We start from the raw sequence: 15,087 nt of genomic DNA, 5'->3' as shown, positions 1-15,087 counted from the left end.
CATTATGTTTGATTACATCCTGTCTCTCGGCGGTACCGTTTTTGTCCCCATCATCATGATCGTGATTGGCCTTATCTTCCGCATCCCCTGGCTGCAGGCGATTAAGGCAGGGGTAACGGTCGGGATTGGTTTTGTCGGCATGGGGCTGGTGATCGTCATGGCGATCGACAGCCTCAGTCCCCCTATCAAAGTGATGATTGAACGCTTTGGCCTGACCCTGCATGTCTTTGACGCGCCTCCGGGGTTGGGTATGCGACGGCCATCGGCGCCATGATTATCCCGGTTATTTTTCTGCTCAATGTCGCCATGCTGGTCACCCGTCTGACCAAAACGATGAACGTCGATATATATAATTACTGGCACTACGCCATTACGGGTACGGTGGTCCAGTTGATGACCGGCAGCCTGATTTACGGTGTGCTGGGGGCAATCTGCCATGCAGCGCTCTCGTTAAAGATGGCCGACTGGACGGCAAAACGAGTACAAAGCATCGTCGGGCTGGAAGGTATTTCGATACCGCAAGGCTACGGCTCCAGCTCGGTACCCTTGTTCGTTCTACTGGATGCTATCTATGAAAAAATCCCGTTCATGAAGGGACGCAATATTGATGCTCAGGAGATCCAGAAACGCTACGGGATGGTCGGCGATCCGGTGATTATCGGCGTAGTGCTCGGCCTGATTTTTGGCCTTGCGGCGGGCGAAGGTTTTAAAGGCTGCGCCAGTCTGATGATTACCGTTGCGGCAATCATGGTGCTGTTTCCGCGCATGATCCGCCTGATTGTCGAGGGCTTAATGCCTATCTCCGACGGCGCAAGAAAGTTCTTCCAGAAGTATTTCAAAGGGCGTGAAGTCTACATCGGTCTGGATACCGCAGTGACGCTGGGCCACCCAACCACCATTGCCGTTGGCCTACTACTGATTCCCATTATGTTAATTCTGGCCAGTATTTTACCGGGCAACAAAGTATTACCCCTCGCTGACCTTCCGGTCGCTCCGTTCTTTATCTGTATGGCGACGGTTATCCACCGTGGAGACCTGATCCGCACGCTGATAAGCGGGGTCATCGTGATGATTACCGTCCTGCTGATCGCCACCCAGTTCGCGCCTTATTTCACCGAAATGGCGCTTAAAGGCGGTTTCAGCTTTGCCGGTGAAAGTGCGCAAATCTCGGCATTGTCCGTGGGCAATATGTTCGGCTGGTCGATTTCCGAACTGATGTCGCTTGGCATTATTGGCGTTGTCGTGGCGGTAGGTATTGTCGGCAGTGTCGTCCTGTTCTTACGTAAACGTGAACTATCAGAATAAGGAGTACTTCAATGAGTTGGCTGAAAGAAGTTATTGGAACGGAAAAAGCCGTCATCGCTATGTGCCATATACGCGCATTGCCTGGCGACCCGGGTTTTGATCCGCAAAAGGGGATGAACTGGGTTATTGATAAAGCCGGGGACGATCTGATAGCGCTCCAAAATGGAGGAGTGGATGCCGTCATGTTCTCCAACGAGTTTAGCCTTCCCTATCTCACGAAGGTACGCCCGGAAACGACGGCGGCAATGGCGAGGATCATCGGGCAATTGATGAATGATATCCGCATTCCATTTGGCGTCAATGTGCTGTGGGATCCCGTCGCCTCATTCGACCTGGCGATGGCCACCGGCGCTAAATTTATCCGCGAAATATTCACCGGCGCCTACGCCAGCGATTTTGGCGTCTGGGACACAAACGTCGGTGAAACCATTCGTCATCAGCACCGCATTGGCGCAGGCGGGGTGAAAACGTTATTCAATATCGTCCCTGAAGCTGCCGTCTATCTGGGTAATCGCGATATCTGTTCCATTGCTAAATCAACGGTCTTTAACAACCATCCTGATGCGCTCTGCGTTTCTGGCCTGACCGCCGGGGCACGTACCGACAGCGCGCTATTGAAACGGGTCAAAGAAACGGTGCCTGATACGGTTGTGTTGGCTAACACAGGCGTCTGTCTGGAAAACGTTGAGGAACAGCTCAGCATTGCCGACGGCTGTGTAACAGCCACGACGTTTAAAAAGGACGGTGTTTTTGCCAATTTCGTTGACCAGGCGCGAGTCAGTCAGTTTATGGAGAAAGTACATCATATACGCCAATAAGATGGGGATAAGCAGAGCGCTTATCCCCGGCAGAAAGCAATAGCCCTTCTGCGATCCCTACCGCCTTCGCCAAAAGTATCGGTAGGGATCGCTGTCAGAGTAACCCGAATCGGCAAGGAGTCAACTACGGATGATTAACGATCTAAAATGGGTACAGGCACAACGTGAAGCCGCAGACTGGCAGCAGGCCATCGAGATCGCCACCCGCCCGCTGATCTCTTTTGGCGCTGCGCAGCCAGGCTACGTTAACGGTATCATCGAAAATACCCTTAACTGGGGGCCTTATTATCTCATCGCCCCGGGTATCGCATTACCCCACGCCCGGCCAGAACAAGGGGCAAACTTCAATCAGGTCAGCATAACGACGCTAAGCACGCCCGTTGCTTTTGGTCACGAGGAGTGCGATCCCGTCTGGCTGCTATTTTGCGTGAGCGCCACGGATGCCAACGCGCATATTCTGACGATTCAGCGCATCAGCCAGTTTATTGACTCCCCGCAACGGCTAGCGGCGGTGCGTGACGCAAGGACCGACGAGACATTGTTTGCGCTGGTATCAGGTTAACGGAGGTTCTCATGATTCTGCACCCTTCTCTCGCCTCAGCCAATCCTCTGCGCTATGGACATGAGCTGGCGGCATTAAACGATGTCGATATGGGGTCCGTGCATCTGGATATTGAAGACAGCAGCTTCATTCATAACATTACCTTTGGCATAAAAACGGTGCAGGCCGTCGCACGGCAAACGCACCATCCGCTGTCCTTCCATTTCATGGTTGCCCGGCCGCAACGCTGGTTTGACATGCTGTCGGAAATCAGACCCGCATGGATCTTCGTTCATGCAGAGACGCTGGAATATCCTTCAGAAACGTTAGCTGAAATTCGCCGAACCGGCGCACGAGCGGGGCTCGCGGTAAACCCGGCCACGCCGATTGACCCATACCGGTATCTGGCATTACAGCTGGATGCAGTGATGGTGATGACCAGCGAGCCAGATGGGCAAGATCAACGTTTTATTCCGTTCATGTGCGAAAAGATAAAAAAAGTACGTGAACTTTTCCCTCAAACAGAATGCTGGGCAGACGGCGGAATTACGCTCGCAGCAGCACAGCAGCTGGCGACTGCTGGAGCGCAACATATCGTCATTGGTCGCGCGCTGTTCTCTTCGTCTGACTATCGCACGACCTTAGCTCAATTCGCTGCCCTGTAAGAGGAGATTTCTTCCGATGAGCCAACAGAGACCTGACCGTATCAAACAGATGCTGCACTACCTGTGGCAACATCGTCACCTCTCCACACAGCAGGCCATGGAGCTCTTCGGCTATGCGGAGGCGACCGTCCGCCGTGATTTTCAATATATCGCCAGCCAGTATCCAGGCATGATCCGCGGCCACGGTTGCCTCGACTTCGACGACAGCACCGATGATAAAGAGTACGTTTTCGACGTGAAGCGCACGTTACAATCGGAGGCGAAAAAGGAAATAGCCGCCCTGGCCCGCAGCCTGATCAAAGAAGGCGACTGCTTTTTTCTCGACTCCGGCTCAACATGCCTCGAACTGGCAAAATGCCTGGCCGATGTGCGGGTGAAAGTCATTTGTAACGACATCAAAATCGCCAATGAACTGGGATGTTTTCCGCATGTTGAGAGCTATATCATTGGCGGTCTCATCCGACCAGGCTACTTTTCGGTAGGCGAAAGCCTTGCCCTGGAGATGATTAATGCTTTTTCAGTAGAACGCGCATTTATCTCCTGCGATGCACTCTCGCTGGAAACGGGGATCACCAATGCCACCATGTTCGAGGTCGGCGTGAAAACCCGGATTATTCAACGTTCGCGTGAAGTTATACTGCTGGCCGATCACTCAAAATTTGATGCCGTTGAGCCGCATGCGGTAGCAACATTGTCGTGTATTAAGACGATTATCAGCGACAGCGGATTATCAGAGGCCATTGCGCAGCGTTATCAGCGAGCCGGATGTCAGTTGTTTCTGCCTCACTCAATAAAGCGATCGGCAGGTTAGTTCGACACGGTAAAACTGAGCGCCAGGATGCATCATTCGGCCATTTCAGCCACACGAAATCGATAGTTTTATGGTGTATCGCAACGATGCTGAGTGGATGAAATATCAGGGGTTTAAGGGGCTAACAAAAGAGGACTATGAAGCAGCATTGCTGGGCGTTCTTACACTTGCTCAGGGCATTCAACTAGCCATCGTCAACAAGCGGACGCAGGTTTTGATGGGTGATATCTATTTACGTCAGCAATGCGATGTATTTTGGCTCGGCTATACCATCAGCCCCGCTTATGCTCGCGAGGGATATGCATTTGAAGTCATTACCGCCACCATCGGCTGGATAAAAGAGAACGGTTTTTCACTCATTAAAGCCGGTGTGAATCCGGAAAATAACCTTTCAATAAAATTACTTATCAAGACAGGCTTCAACTTTTCAGGCATCGAAGAGGGTGAGCATATTTATGTTATGGATTTAACAAAAGGTGAATAATCTCCCGAGGAGAAAAGCCGATTAGGCCATTTCTGGCGTACTTCAACATGCATTCGTCTGTGTCATCTGCCTTTTCCAGTAAATGGGTTGGCATTCAATTTCCAAAGTACATCACACTTTTTCGACTGAAACATATCCCTGCTAAAACTACGTGTTATCATTCACCTCGTAAATACCTTTCAACTCAACCCGAGGCTTTGATGCTGGAGAATGTAATCATCCGATAATCAGCTTACCGACCTTTTCAGGCCGGACTGATTATCAATGCGCCGAAATCGAATGCGGACACCGCGGTGTGTTTGCACGTTTTGCACATGATGATTAAACAGGTTCTTCAGTATGAATTTATCCCGTCAGGAACAACGTACCTTACACGTTCTCGCCAAAGGTGGTCGAATCGCGCACGTCCGCGATGCATCAGGCCGTATCACCGCCGTTGAATGCTACACCCGCGAAGGGCTACTACTCACCGACTGCACCCTCGCCACCTTCAAAAAACTCAAAACCAAAAAACTGATCAAATCCGTCAATGGTCAGCCCTATCGTATCAATACTACCGGGCTGAATAACGTTCGAGCGCAGTTTGATAACCGCTAAGGAGAGCATAATGGATATCAGTACCCTTATTTCTTCATCCCGACACATTCAACTGTCGGCGGAGGAGAGCAAAATCCCCTGGGACGAACCGGCCTTCAGCCAGCGCATGCTGGCGAACCATTTGTCGCAGGATCACGACTGGGCCAGCCGCAGGCAGGAGATCATTGAGCGGCAGGTGGAGTGGATCGCCAGCCAGCTATCCCCTGGCGCACATATTCTCGACCTCGGCTGCGGTCCCGGCTTTTATACCCACCGCTTAGCAGATCGCGGATTTCACTGCACCGGCGTGGATTTCTCACCGGCATCCGTGAGCTGGGCCCGTCAACAGGCGCAGAACGCCGGATTGAATATCGACTATGTTCAACAGGATGTCCGCGCATACTGGCCGGATAAATCGTTCGATTTCATCATGATGACATTCGGGGAACTGAATGTGTTTAGCACGGCAGATGCGCGCTCACTTGTCAGCCGCTGCGCGCTGTGGCTGGAGCCGGGTGGCAGGCTGCTCACTGAAGTCCATACTTTCGACGAAGTTAAACGTCAGGGAATGGCCGAAGCGAGCTGGCAACGCTGTCCGGACGGATTGTTTCTTGACGTCCCTCACCTGTTGCTGACGGAGCATGGCTGGGATGAGGAAGCACAGACCAGCTCAACGCAGTTCTGGGCCATAGAGCCAAACGGTCACACCACCCGTTTCGGCAGCCAGATGACGGCCTGGCGCGATGACGAGTACGTCAGCCTGCTCGACAATGCCGGATTTAACCTGCTTCCTCCTCCTGAAAGCCACGACTGGCCAGTCAGCAAGACATTTGAAGGAAAGCTGTTTGCTCTGCTGGCCGAAAAAGCAAAAGCCTCAGAGGAACTTCCTCTTAATACTCAACGCAATAAAAGGAATTCCACATTGGATATCCCACGTATTTTTACCATCAGCGAAAGCGAACACCGCATCCACAACCCGTTCACCGAAGAGAAGTACGCCACGCTGGGTCGCGTGCTGCGCATGAAGCCGGGCACCCGCATTCTGGACCTCGGCAGCGGCTCGGGTGAGATGCTCTGCACCTGGGCCCGGGATCATGGCATTACGGGGACTGGCATCGACATGAGTCAGCTGTTCAGCGAGCAGGCCAGACGACGCGCGGAAGAACTCGGCGTCAGCGACCGGGTTCACTTCATACATAATGACGCCGCTGGATATGTGGCAGAAGAAAAATGCGACGTGGCCGCCTGCGTTGGCGCGACATGGATTGCCGGTGGGTTTGCCGGGACGGTCGAACTGCTGGCGCAGAGCCTGAAACCGGGCGGGATCATGCTCATCGGTGAGCCCTACTGGCGTCAGCTTCCGGCAACGGACGAGATAGCCCAGGCCTGTGGCGTCAGCTCAACGACCGATTTCCTGACGCTGCCGGGGCTTATCGGCGCGTTCGACGATCTCGGCTATGACGTGGTGGAAATGGTACTGGCAGATCAGGAAGGCTGGGACCGGTATGAGGCCGCGAAATGGCTGACTATGCGCCGCTGGCTGGAGGCTAATCCTGACGACGACTTCGCCGCCGAAGTCAGGGCCGAGCTAAATATCTCGCCAAAACGTCACGTGACGTACGCACGGGAATACTTTGGCTGGGGCGTGTTCGCGCTCATAGCCAGGTAACAACAAGCCCCGGTATTTCTGACTGGAGATACCGGGGCTTCGCCTTTGCTTTGATCTGATGCATCACCTGCACAATACAGATTGTGTATGTTTATTAACCAGGATGTCACCATAAGGAGCATCATATGTCACAACATGAAAAGTTCTGTCAGGCTTGCGGAATGCCGATGTCTGCACCCGATGCACACAGTGCCAGCGATCAATATTGCGCGTACTGCTGTGACAGCAACGGCAATCTTAAACCCTGGGAAGAAGCGGTATCAGGCTTAGCCAACTTCCTTGATTCCTGGCAAAAAGTCGGCCCGGAAGAAGCACAGAAGCGTGCAAAACGTTATCTGACGGCAATGCCCGCCTGGGCTCATAAAGCAGACGAGTGAAGAACAAAGCCTGAGTAATTTAGGCAGACTATCTTCACTCCCCTGATTCCATAAAGGAGAGACGATGTTTTCTTACATTATGCCCGGCGACCTGCCACACGCAATCACGTTCTAAGATCCGCTAATGGATATGCTGGAGTAATAGCGTCACATAGTGAAGAACCAATTGGTATTGACCTACTGGAATAATTGACGAAATAAAGATGAAGGGGCATTTGCCCCTTCATCTTTATTTCAGTCGTTTACCTGCATCATCAACAACTTTTTCACCGTCTTCCTTGGTGAAAGCCGCTTTCTGAGCATCTGGAAGGACATCCAGAACCACCTCGGAAGGACGGCACAGTTTAGTACCCAACGGTGTCACCACAATCGGACGGTTAATCAGGATCGGATGCTGAAGCATAAAATCGATTAACTGATCGTCAGTAAACTTATCTTCCGCAAGCCCCAGTTCTTCATAAGTCTCGACGTTTTTGCGCAGCAGAGCCCGGACTGAAATGCCCATATCTGCAATCAGTTTGACCAGCTCATCGCGTGAAGGTGGATTTTCAAGATAAAGAATAACGTTCGGTTCAGTACCGCTGTTGCGGATCATCTCAAGCGTGTTACGCGACGTGCCGCAGGCAGGATTGTGATAAATGGTGATATTGCTCATATCAGTATCTCATTACAAAGTGAAAGAGAGACGTAGCGCCAGCGCTGCCAGCGTTACAAACAGCACGGGCAGAGTCATGACGATCCCGGTGCGGAAATAGTATCCCCAGGTGATGGTCATATTCTTCTGTGAAAGGACATGCAGCCAAAGCAGCGTTGCCAGGCTACCAATAGGTGTAATTTTAGGTCCCAGATCGCAGCCAATCACATTAGCGTAGATCATCGCTTCTTTGATAACGCCTGTTGCGGTGCTGCCATCAATAGAGAGAGCGCCAACCAGCACGGTAGGCATGTTGTTCATGATGGAAGACAGGAAAGCAGTCAAGAAGCCAGTACCCAGCGTCGCGGCCCAGAGTCCTTTATCCGCCAGTACATTCAGTACACCTGAAAGGTATTCGGTTAGCCCGGCGTTGCGCAGACCGTAGATCACCAGGTACATCCCCAGTGAGAAGATGACGATCTGCCAGGGTGCGCCACGCAGCACTTTACTGGTGTTAATGGCATGGCCTCGTTTCGCCACAGTAAACAGTATTACCGCCCCAACTGCAGCAATTGCGCTAACGGGGATCCTGAGTGGCTCGAGAACAAAGAACCCAACCAGCAGAAGAATCAACACTATCCAGCCGGTGCGGAACGTAGCAGGATCTTTTATTGCTTTTGTCGGTGTCTTAAGGAGAGCCAGATCGTAAGTCGGCGGGATATCTTTGTGGAAGAACAGATGCAGCATAACCAGCGTGGCAACAATGGCTGCAATATCAACCGGAACCATCACCGACGCATATTCGGTGAATCCCAGACCAAAGAAGTCCGCCGATACGATATTCACCAGGTTCGACACGATAAGCGGTAGGCTGGCCGTATCGGCAATAAACCCGGCAGCCATGACAAATGCCAGTGTCGTGCCTTTGCTAAACCCTAATGCCAGTAGCATGGCGATGACTATCGGCGTCAGAATAAGTGCCGCACCATCGTTGGCAAACAGTGCCGCCACCGCTGCGCCGAGCAGAACGATATACGTAAAGAGCAAACGTCCACGACCGTTACCCCAGCGGGAAACATGCAGCGCTGCCCATTCGAAAAAACCGGACTCATCAAGCAGCAGACTGATAATAATTACGGCAATAAAGGTCGCCGTCGCGTTCCAGACGATATTCCACACCACCGGAATATCGCCAACATGCACAACGCCAGATATCAGAGCCAGTACCGCACCCAGCGTCGCGCTCCAGCCGATGCCTAACCCCTTCGGCTGCCAGATAACCAGAACGATGGTCAGGACAAAAATAGCGCCTGCCAGTAACATAAAACCTCCTGACAGGGCGACTTTGTCGCCCTGTATATGCCAAAAATTAACTCATCAACTCTCTGAGCTTTTCAATACCGGCGGGCTCTGACGCCAGCACCGGAACAAGCGCTATACGCTCAGCGTGCTGATTCTTAACAGCCTCAATCTGAGGCCGTTCCTGCCGGGCGCGCTGGCAAAGCAACGGAGAACGCGTATCCGCAATGGAAAGGCTGTTATTGATAATCCAGCCCCACGGATGAATCCCCGCTCTTTCAAGGTCAGCCTGCAGGTTTGCCGCTTCCAGTACCGGTGTGGTTTCAGGGAGCGTAACCAGCAGAACTTTGGTTCTATCCGGATCCTGAAGCTGCATCATTGGGGTAGTAAAATGACCTTTATTCCCCATTTTTTTGGCAATCTCTCGGTGGTAAGCCCCGGTCGCATCCAGCAACAAAAGCGTGTGTCCCGTAGGGGCGGTATCCATAACAACAAACCGCTTACTCGCTTCACGAATCACGCGGGAAAAGGCCTGAAACACGGCAATTTCTTCAGTACAGGGAGAGCGTAAATCTTCTTCAAGTAGCCGTTTCCCTGCTTCGTCCAGATCTCTTCCCTTCGTCTCAAGGACATGCTGGCGATAGCGTTCGGTTTCATCATGTGGATTGATTCTACTGACCTGAAGATTTTTGAGGCTACCGTTCAGCGTTGTACTCAGGTGCGCAGCAGGATCAGAGGTCGTGAGATGCACGTCAAACCCTATGTCTGCCAGCCTGACGGCGATAGCCGCAGCCATCGTGGTTTTCCCTACACCGCCTTTACCCATCAGCATAATCAGGCCGTGTTCACTGCGAGCGATATCATTGACCAGGCCAGAAAGTGATAGGTTTTCAGACGTGTACTGGAAGTTCGTTGAAGGATACGGTAATACCTCAGAACGGGTATCCAGCAGTCCCTTCAATGCAGCCACTCCAACCATATTGACTGCCTGGAGCAATAAGGTATCTGTCGATAGCCCAGATAAACCGGCAGGAAGATTTGCCAGAGCTTCCTGCTCCCGTTGCCATATCGCAGCGGCCAGGGCGTCATGTTCAGCTTCTGCTTTGGGCAGCACACCATTAATCACCAGGTACTGGTTTTTCAGGCCAATTGCGGCGAGTTCTTCATGGGTGCGGGCGACTTCCTGCAGCGTAGATTTTTGCAGTCGTGCGACCAGAACCAGGCGGGTACGTTCAGGATTGGATAACGCTTCTACCGCATGAGCATACTGCTCTCGCTGCTTTTCCAGCCCGGCCATTGGGCCAAGACAGGAAGCTCCGTCCGGGTTACTCTCAATGAAGCTACTCCAGGCTCCGGGAAGCTGGAGCAGACGAATCGTGTGGCCCGTCGGCGCGGTATCAAAAATGATGTGATCGAAGCGGGTCAGCAGGGAAGCGTCTGTCAATAAGCCGGTGAACTCATCGAACGCCGCGATCTCAGTGGTACAGGCCCCCGAAAGCTGCTCGCTGATGCTGTTAACAACGTCATCAGGCAGAAGACCTTTGATAGGATCAACGATTCTGGCACGGTATTGCTGGGCGGCTTCCTGCGGGTCAATCTCCAGTGCAGAAAGTCCAGGAACTGCTGTCACAGGGCGAATGGTGTTACCGATAGCCTGATCGAATACCTGGCCGACATTGGAGGCCGGATCGGTACTGACCAGCAAAACCCGCTTACCCTGTTCGGCAAGGCGGACAGCCGTCGCGCAGGAAATGGACGTTTTTCCTACGCCTCCCTTGCCGGTAAAGAACAGGTAAGGTGGGATATTCTGTAAGAATTTCATATGTCCCCCTGACATATTCAGCAACAGGAAGTATTACCACCACAACAGCTGGTGGGAGCTAACCCTACCTTCTCCAGCGGAATACCGAACCAGCGAGCCAGCTCAGCGCGTTTTGGGTATCGCCCAGCCATCACCGTTTCACCGTCTAACAGCAGTAGCGGAAGCCCTTCTGCCCCAGATGCTTCGAGGAATGCTTTCGCTTTCTCATTGTGAACAAAGCTCATGGGCTGCTGCGCCAGGTTAAAACGTTCGATCTGGACCCCACGCCCTTTCAGCCACTGCACATCGGCAGAGAAATCAACCAGAACCTGATCGACATCTGAGCCACATATACCGGTACTGCAGCACATTGCCGGGTCAAACACCGTTAACGTTTTCATTCTGAATACCTCACATTTGAATAATCATATATGTTCAGGCAAATTTTTTAGATGCAAACAGCCTTACCGCTACCAGAGCAGTTTGCCGATGCCAGTTTACGGGCGATGGCCTGTACGTCGTCCTGTTGGCTTAGCCAGGCCTGCTCAATCACCTGAGCGGCCCAGGAAGGAATATGCGGGGATAAGCGGTAGTGAACCCATTTACCCTGCTTGCGATCCAGCAATAGGCCACTTTCCCGAAGCATTGCAAGATGGCGGGAGATTTTGGGCTGTGACTGTTCTAGCGCAGTGCAAAGGTCGCACACGCACAGCTCTCCCATCTCTCTGAGCAGCAGTACGATCCCTAGACGGGTTTCATCGGAGAGGTTTTTGAAGAGTTGTAAGGATGTTAGTGACATCTGGCCTCCTGTCCTATTGAAGTTAGGATACTCCCATAAGGTTCAAAATCAACATTCACATTCGAAAAAACATATGTGTTATTTAGAAGGATTTTTTTGCTAACGATCAATAATTACGGCTAACACACTAAAATCTAGTGAATTCAAGTGTTATACAGTTCCTAGAATACACACTTCATTGTTGGTTTAGCTGGCTTATGCGCTAAGGAATAGAATGTGATAAAAAAGATTAAAATCTCAGGTTACAGAATCTACAAGCAATTGATTTTAGAGCCAAATCCAAAGCTCAACCTGATAGTTGGGGGGAATGAGGTTGGAAAATCAACCCTAATGGAAGCAATAGCCTTAGCGCTAACAGGCAGAATCAACGGAAAAGGAGCTAATGATGAATTAAATCCGTATTGGTTTAATACAGAGCTAGTCGCTGATTTTGTTGAAAGAAGACAAAGAGGTGAAAACATTAGTCTACCTGAGATTAAAATTGAGCTCTTTTTTGATAATACGCCAGAATTACAAAATCTATGTGGAGCTATTAATAGCGACCATCCAACAAATGCATGCCCTGGTGTATTATTCCATGTACTGCCCAATAGTGAATATAATGAGGAGATAGAGCAATGGCTTATAAACCCTAGTAAAATTTTACCTGTGGAATTCTACCGAATAGAATGGCGATCTTTTGCTGATGAGAAGTTACTCAATAGACCTAGGCAATTAACGACTGCCATCATAGATTCCAAAACTGTTAGATCTTCCACATCAATAGATTATCATTTAAGGCAGATAATTAATGATCATCTCGATCCAATAGAAAGGGCAAAAATATCCTTATCATACAGGCAAGTTAAAGCATCTATGGCTGGAGGTGTACTTAGTGATATCAACGAAAGAATAAGTACATTAAATGCCTCATTACATGATAAAACCATCATTTTGGATATGGATCAAAGTAGTCGAACCTCTAGGGAGGGCGTTGTATCCCCCATGTAAATGAGGTCCCTTTTTCTATGTCTGGGCAAGGGCAACAAGCTGCCATCAAAATTTCTTTGTCTATGGGACGTCACGCTGAAAAGACAAAATTTGTGATGATAGAAGAACCAGAGAACCATCTTTCACATACCAGTTTATCAACACTACTTTCTCGAATCGAAAAGTTATCCAGTACTAGTCAGCAATTGTTCATTACAACGCATAGTACTTTCGTTTTAAATAGACTCGGGCTAGATTCATTAATTTTAATTGGCAATGAATCTGTAAGCAGAATCGATGGTCTATCTCCAGCTACTGTAGCTTACTTTCAGAAACTACCTGGTTACGACACACTCAGAATGGTCCTGGCAAAGAAAGTGGTATTGGTCGAAGGCCCATCTGACGAAATAATTTTCGAACGTTTTTTCAAAGACACATACCAATTACGACCTATGGAGGTCGGTATTGATGTTATAAGCATGAGGGGACTTTCACTATCAAAATGTTTGGAGTTATGTGCGGCTCTTGATAGGCCTGTAGCCTCTCTCCGAGATAACGATGGAGTTTCTCCAGAGGATCTTGCTCTTCCAGTCCAAGAGTGGCTGAAAAAAGACCGAAGAGAGCTATTTATTGGGAGTGTAGTTACTGGGACAACTTTAGAGCCACAACTTATCCACCACAATGGTGAAAAATTACTTCGCGAAGTATTAAACATAGAGGATAGAGCTGAACTTCTAACATGGATGAGCAGAGAAAAAACTGAGGGTGCTTTGAGAATTTCGGCTTCAAAAAAAGCACTGACACCACCTAAATACATGAGCGATGCGATAAGGTTTATTTATGAACAATGAGTTAATCTTGGCTGTAGCAGGTTCAAGAAAAACACAAGGAATCATTGATCATTGTGCGAGAATAGATGGTCAAAAAAGAGTATTAGTTTTAACATTTACTCAATTCAACCAAAATGAAATTCGCAATCGGTTATCTCGTTGTGCAGGAAACAACTCATATATTGAAGTGCTTGGGTGGTACACTTTTTTACTTCGACATTTTGCCAAACCGTTCCTCCCCTATAAATTCCCTGGACAAAGGATTTTGGGATTTAACTTTGATGGAAGGCCATACATGATGGCAAGGGGTATCAACAGATTTTTAGATAAAAACTACCATGCATACGCTTGTGAGCTAGCTCGACTAAGTGCAGAACTGATTACTGCAAGCCAAGGGGCATTAATTTTTAGACTTGAGTCTATTTATGATGAAATACTTATTGATGAAGTTCAGGATTTGAGCGGCTACGATTTAGACATATTAGATTCTTTGTTAGCAACAGCTATCAATTTGAAAATGGTTGGAGACATGCGGCAAGCTGTTCTATCAACCAATCCAAGAGGAAGTAAGCATAAAAAATATCAAAATACTAATATGCTTTCTTGGTTTTTGGAAAGAGAAGAGAAAGGAATAATAAAGATAATTGAACGTTTTACTACCTGGAGATGCCATCATTTAATATCTGATTACGCCGATACTATTTTTTCACCTGAATGGGGTTTTCCTAAAACAAAATCTGAAAACCACACTGTTACATATCATGATGGGGTTTTTCTTGTAATGAAGGAGCATGTTGAAGATTACATCAAAGCATTTAAACCACAATGCTTGAGAAACTCAAAAAGCAGCGGTAAGGTCTATAATTTCGATTTTATTAATTTCAAAGCATCTAAAGGTTCAACTTTTGAACGAATCCTAATAATTCCAACCTCAGGAATTGAGGCCTTTATTCAAAAAAATGAGTATCTTGAAAGTACAGCCGCCGCAACATTTTACGTTGCAGTTACAAGAGCTCAGCAAAGCGTTGCAATCGTTATAGGGAAACCAGGTCAATCAACCTTACCGATATGGAAACCATAAAATGGAAGTTTACTCATCATTTTCTAATGTTATAAACTTTAAACGTTCAAATATTTCTACCCAAGGAATATATAAGAGGTATGCTATTTTATTTGATAAAATAATATTCAACAGGTACAGATGTCCAATAGGAACCCATGATTTATTTACAAGTCTACCTGAATATATTTCAACTTTTGCAAGTGATGAAGAAGATCTCAAGCAGAAACTAAATTGATTCCGGTTGAGTCCAGTTGATAACAGGATATAAAATACGGGCCAGAAACCGCAGTATACGGGTTTTAAGTTGATTTCGGTAGACTTGGGGAGAGTTTGAAATGGTGCGATAATAGGAGTAGAACCTACGACCTTCGCCTTACGAAAGCAAGCAAACTCCAAAATGAGTACAAGACTGAGTATTCTTAAGACTAATTTTTAGATAAAACATA

Annotated in this window: 16 protein-coding genes and 1 pseudogene; 12 read left to right on the top strand and 5 right to left on the bottom strand. The window is 49.0% G+C overall.

The genetic code is table 11. From position 1 onward, the window contains the following. The first annotated feature begins 4 nt into the window (after positions 1–4). The 9 genes and pseudogenes from sgcC (at position 5) to OGV98_RS07900 (ending at position 7,246) form a co-directional block, all read left to right on the top strand. Positions 5–1,305 (top strand): annotated as a pseudogene (gene sgcC / locus OGV98_RS07940) (PTS sugar transporter subunit IIC SgcC). Between the two features lie 11 nt (positions 1,306–1,316). Further along, positions 1,317–2,123: a BtpA family protein SgcQ gene (sgcQ, locus tag OGV98_RS07935; protein WP_044710995.1), complete on the top strand. Its 807-nt coding sequence runs from the start codon at positions 1,317–1,319 to the stop codon at positions 2,121–2,123. Between the two features lie 130 nt (positions 2,124–2,253). Then, entirely contained in the window at positions 2,254–2,685 is a 432-nt protein-coding gene (gene sgcA, locus OGV98_RS07930) for an SgcA family PTS sugar transporter subunit IIA (RefSeq protein WP_202581262.1), read from the top strand. Positions 2,686–2,696: 11 nt separating this feature from the next. Continuing rightward, a complete protein-coding gene (locus OGV98_RS07925) occupies positions 2,697–3,329 on the top strand; it encodes a ribulose-phosphate 3 epimerase family protein (RefSeq protein ID WP_044710998.1) in 633 nt (210 codons plus the stop codon). Between the two features lie 16 nt (positions 3,330–3,345). Further along, positions 3,346–4,140, top strand: coding sequence for a DeoR/GlpR family DNA-binding transcription regulator (locus tag OGV98_RS07920; protein ID WP_044710999.1), 795 nt, complete (start codon positions 3,346–3,348; stop codon positions 4,138–4,140). 31 nt (positions 4,141–4,171) lie between these two features. Next, positions 4,172–4,624: a GNAT family N-acetyltransferase gene (locus OGV98_RS07915; protein ID WP_072058110.1), complete on the top strand. Its 453-nt coding sequence runs from the start codon at positions 4,172–4,174 to the stop codon at positions 4,622–4,624. 339 nt (positions 4,625–4,963) lie between these two features. Then, the gene (locus OGV98_RS07910) at positions 4,964–5,221 is read left to right on the top strand and encodes a YjhX family toxin (protein ID WP_049002237.1); all 258 of its coding nucleotides are present in this window, start codon (positions 4,964–4,966) and stop codon (positions 5,219–5,221) included. Positions 5,222–5,231: 10 nt separating this feature from the next. Further along, the gene (locus OGV98_RS07905) at positions 5,232–6,869 is read left to right on the top strand and encodes a class I SAM-dependent methyltransferase (RefSeq protein ID WP_161959408.1); all 1,638 of its coding nucleotides are present in this window, start codon (positions 5,232–5,234) and stop codon (positions 6,867–6,869) included. Between the two features lie 125 nt (positions 6,870–6,994). Next, entirely contained in the window at positions 6,995–7,246 is a 252-nt protein-coding gene (locus OGV98_RS07900; RefSeq protein ID WP_044711005.1) for a zinc ribbon domain-containing protein, read from the top strand. 229 nt (positions 7,247–7,475) lie between these two features. Here the strand turns inward: OGV98_RS07900 and arsC are convergent, their stop codons facing one another. The 5 genes from arsC to arsR are packed head-to-tail and all read right to left on the bottom strand — an operon-like array spanning position 7,476 to position 11,779. Next, complete coding sequence (gene arsC, locus OGV98_RS07895; protein WP_054528760.1) at positions 7,476–7,901, bottom strand: glutaredoxin-dependent arsenate reductase; 426 nt, start codon at positions 7,899–7,901, stop codon at positions 7,476–7,478. 12 nt (positions 7,902–7,913) lie between these two features. Further along, a complete protein-coding gene (gene arsB / locus OGV98_RS07890) occupies positions 7,914–9,203 on the bottom strand; it encodes an arsenite efflux transporter membrane subunit ArsB (protein ID WP_202581261.1) in 1,290 nt (429 codons plus the stop codon). Between the two features lie 46 nt (positions 9,204–9,249). Continuing rightward, a complete protein-coding gene (gene arsA, locus OGV98_RS07885; RefSeq protein ID WP_202581260.1) occupies positions 9,250–11,001 on the bottom strand; it encodes an arsenite efflux transporter ATPase subunit ArsA in 1,752 nt (583 codons plus the stop codon). A gap of 17 nt (positions 11,002–11,018) precedes the next feature. After that, entirely contained in the window at positions 11,019–11,381 is a 363-nt protein-coding gene (gene arsD, locus OGV98_RS07880; RefSeq protein WP_003841020.1) for an arsenite efflux transporter metallochaperone ArsD, read from the bottom strand. Between the two features lie 47 nt (positions 11,382–11,428). Next, a complete protein-coding gene (gene arsR / locus OGV98_RS07875; protein WP_000060257.1) occupies positions 11,429–11,779 on the bottom strand; it encodes an As(III)-sensing metalloregulatory transcriptional repressor ArsR in 351 nt (116 codons plus the stop codon). Between the two features lie 216 nt (positions 11,780–11,995). Here arsR and OGV98_RS07870 point away from each other — a divergent pair, with 216 nt between their 5' ends. From OGV98_RS07870 to OGV98_RS07860, 3 genes are read left to right on the top strand one after another with little or no spacing between them, the layout of a single operon-like run. Then, the gene (locus OGV98_RS07870) at positions 11,996–12,769 is read left to right on the top strand and encodes an AAA family ATPase (protein ID WP_286551201.1); all 774 of its coding nucleotides are present in this window, start codon (positions 11,996–11,998) and stop codon (positions 12,767–12,769) included. 17 nt (positions 12,770–12,786) lie between these two features. Then, entirely contained in the window at positions 12,787–13,599 is an 813-nt protein-coding gene (locus OGV98_RS07865) for an ATP-dependent nuclease (protein WP_202581258.1), read from the top strand. Further along, on the top strand, positions 13,589–14,659 hold the full coding sequence (locus tag OGV98_RS07860; RefSeq protein WP_279279211.1) for a UvrD-helicase domain-containing protein: 1,071 nt from the start codon (positions 13,589–13,591) through the stop codon (positions 14,657–14,659). Before OGV98_RS07865 ends, OGV98_RS07860 begins: the two co-directional genes overlap by 11 nt. The last annotated feature ends 428 nt before the right edge of the window (positions 14,660–15,087 follow it).

Source organism: Citrobacter sp. Cf136 (genome assembly GCF_030333815.1).
GTDB classification, from domain to species: Bacteria; Pseudomonadota; Gammaproteobacteria; order Enterobacterales; family Enterobacteriaceae; genus Citrobacter; species Citrobacter freundii.
Note: the sequence above shows the minus strand (reverse complement) of the source record. Positions and strands in the feature narration are given on the sequence as shown.